Raw genomic sequence first — 2,688 nt, forward strand, 5'->3', positions numbered from 1 at the left:
CCGGCCAGCTGACATCCCGGCTCTTGCCAGCCGCCCCAGCAGGAAACGCTCGGACGGCCGCAGCCGGTCGATGCTCTCCCGGATCGGCGCCAGGATCTGCGGATCCCGGGCCAGCAGCACGATCAGCCGTCCCGGCGGCAACAGCAGGAACCGGCGGGCCGCCTGCTCCAACGCCCCCGGCAGGCCGTCGAGCAGCCGGCACACCTCGGTTACCGCCGGCGTCGCCCGGAAGGCCGGTTGCAGCAGCCGGATGTGCTGGAGCAGCAGCCGCACCGACTCCACCCGTTCGACATCGACGTCACCGGGCCCCGGCACGGCCAACGGCCCGAGTGGGAAGACCCGCTCGCCGTCGACGCCGGTCGGGGCCCGGGACGTGACCAGCACCCGCAGCGCCGGAAACCGATGCAGCAGGTGCATGACCGGCCGATCCCGCCACTCGCCGTCCAGCACCAGCAGGGTCGGCTGGGCGGCGGCCACCACAGCCAGCTCGCTGTCCGGGCGGTCGGGCCACAGGACCGGCCAGCCGTGCTCCGCGTGCAGCGTGGTGGCGACCTCGGCGGCGAGGCGGGACTTGCCCACGCCGCCGACACCGGTGACGGTGACCAGCCGCTGGTCGCCGGCGACCAGCAGCGAGGCCAGCGCGCGCACCTCGGTGCGGCGGCCGACCAGTCCGTGCAGCGGCGCGGGCGGCCGCTGTTCGGGCACAAGGTGTTCGACGGCACGGCCGGCGGCCGCCTCGAACGTCGATCGCCGATGGCCCTTGAGCGCGAGGCTGTCGGCGAGTAGTCGGACCGTGACGACGCGCGGCTGTCTGGCGTTGCCCAGCTCCAGATCCCGAACCGCCCGCACGCTCAGCGTGGCGCGATCGGCCAGCTGCTGCTGCGTGAAGCCGCCTTCACGCCGGTAGGCGCGCAGGATGCGGCCGAACGCGGCCGCGGGCTTGTAGGTGTTGTCCACCCTGGTGTTCATCCCCTCGTGGTCCCCCAGTGGTTCCCCCCGCGTCAACGCTGCCATCGAGGGGATCACCGGAGCATCGGGAGACTCCCTACATTTCCCTGGCGTGACGCGCGAGATGGCTGGCAACCGCTGTGCGCGACGCCACACCCAGCTTGGTGAAGATGCGGGACAGGTGGGCCTCGACCGTCTTGGGGCTCATGAACAGCTGGGTGGCGATCTGGCGGTTGGTGTAGCCGTGCGCGACCAGCTCGGCGATCTCTAGCTCGCGCTGGGTCAGCGGCCCGCCGTCCTTGCGGACCCGAGTTGACCTGGCCCCGAGCAGCCGCTGCTGCTGCACGACGGCGGCGTGCATGCCGGCGGCGCCGCAGTTGGCGAACAGCTCCTTGGCCCGGCCGAGCTGCTGCTGCGCCTCCTCGCGCTTGCCGAGGTCGGCCAGCGCGGCGCCCAGCAGGTGCCGGGCCTGCCCTTCGAAGACAGGAAGGTGCACCTGCGCAAAATTGTCGGCGGCTTTCGCGGCGCGTTCGGCCCCGGTCGCCGGGTCCTTGGCCGCGATGTGTGCGCGGGCCGAGGCCAGCATGGCCTGGCCGGTGCGGCCCGGCAGGTCGCCGCCGGCCACCGACTCCTCGGCCTTGCGCGCCCAGTCCAACGCCGACTCGATGTGGCCGAGGGCGATCTCGGCGCGGACGAGCTCGTCGAACCACAGCCGTCGCAGCGAAGGGGCGTAGCCGACCTCGGTCGGATCGCCGCCACGCAGCAACTCCTGGAGGCAGCCCTGCGGATCGCCGTTGGCCAGCCGGGCCGCCGCCAGCGCGGCCGTGCCCTCGCCGGACCACCAGTAGGCGCCGGGCTGCGTCTTCTCCACGGCCTGTTCCGCGTACTGGAGGGCGGCCTTGAGATCACCCCGCCACAGCGCGATCTCCGACTGCCGGACGTGGATGAACTCCAGCAGTTCGGTCCGCCCGGTCAGCAGCGCGGTCTCCAGCGCCGCCTCGGCGTGCTCGGCGGCCTGCGTCAGGTCCCCGAGCCAGGCGTACACGTGGGTGAACGTCAGCTGAATGTCCGGCTGGAGATGGCTGTGGCCGGTGCGCTCGGCCAGCGCGGCGCAGCGGCGGACGTGGCGCTGCGCGTCGTAGTAGCGCTCCAGCACCAGCTCGGCCCAGGCCAGCTCCAGCGTGAGGTAGAGCCGTTCGGACAGTTCGCCGTCGGACAGGCCGTCCAGCATCGCGGCGGCCCGCCGCACGTGCCCGACCGCCGACTCGAAGCGACCGGTGTAGGCGTCGGCGGTGGCCAGGATGCTCAGGCCGATGGTCATGGTCAGCGGCCGCATCTGGTGCCGGGCCGGCGAATCCATGGCCTGCATGACCCAGGCGCGGGCGTCCTCGAACTTCGCGCACTGCAACAGGCCGGCGGCGATGTCGATGCGCATGCCCAGCGCCGGCCGGTCGTGCCGGTCCGGCCGCCGGGTGAGCTCACCGACCAGCAACGCCTGCGCCTCGTCGTAACGGCCGAGGAGGCGCTCGACCGTGGCGCACATGGAGACCGCGGCGCTGCGCTGGTCGCACGGCTCCTCGGGCAGCAGATTCAGGACCTCCTGGAGGATGCCACGGCAGTCCTGCAGCCGCCCGATCACCAGCAATGCCCTGGCCCGTAACAACATCAGGCCGCACAGCCGGGTGCGGTGATCGGGCGTGCGGGGGAGCAGGTCGATCGCCGTGCGCAGCCAGTCGACGG

At 72.6% G+C, this 2,688-nt stretch carries 2 protein-coding genes; both read right to left on the minus strand.

Features of this window, described 5'->3' with window-relative positions:
• The coding region (locus tag KUTG_RS62735) for a helix-turn-helix domain-containing protein (protein ID WP_052396412.1) at positions 1-969 on the minus strand (969 nt) is incomplete at its 3' end.
• A gap of 76 nt (positions 970-1,045) precedes the next feature.
• On the minus strand, positions 1,046-2,688 hold a 1,643-nt coding region (locus KUTG_RS50445; RefSeq protein ID WP_043727139.1), incomplete at its 5' end, for a helix-turn-helix transcriptional regulator.

It is taken from the genome of Kutzneria sp. 744, from assembly GCF_000568255.1.
Lineage (GTDB): Bacteria > Actinomycetota > Actinomycetes > Mycobacteriales > Pseudonocardiaceae > Kutzneria.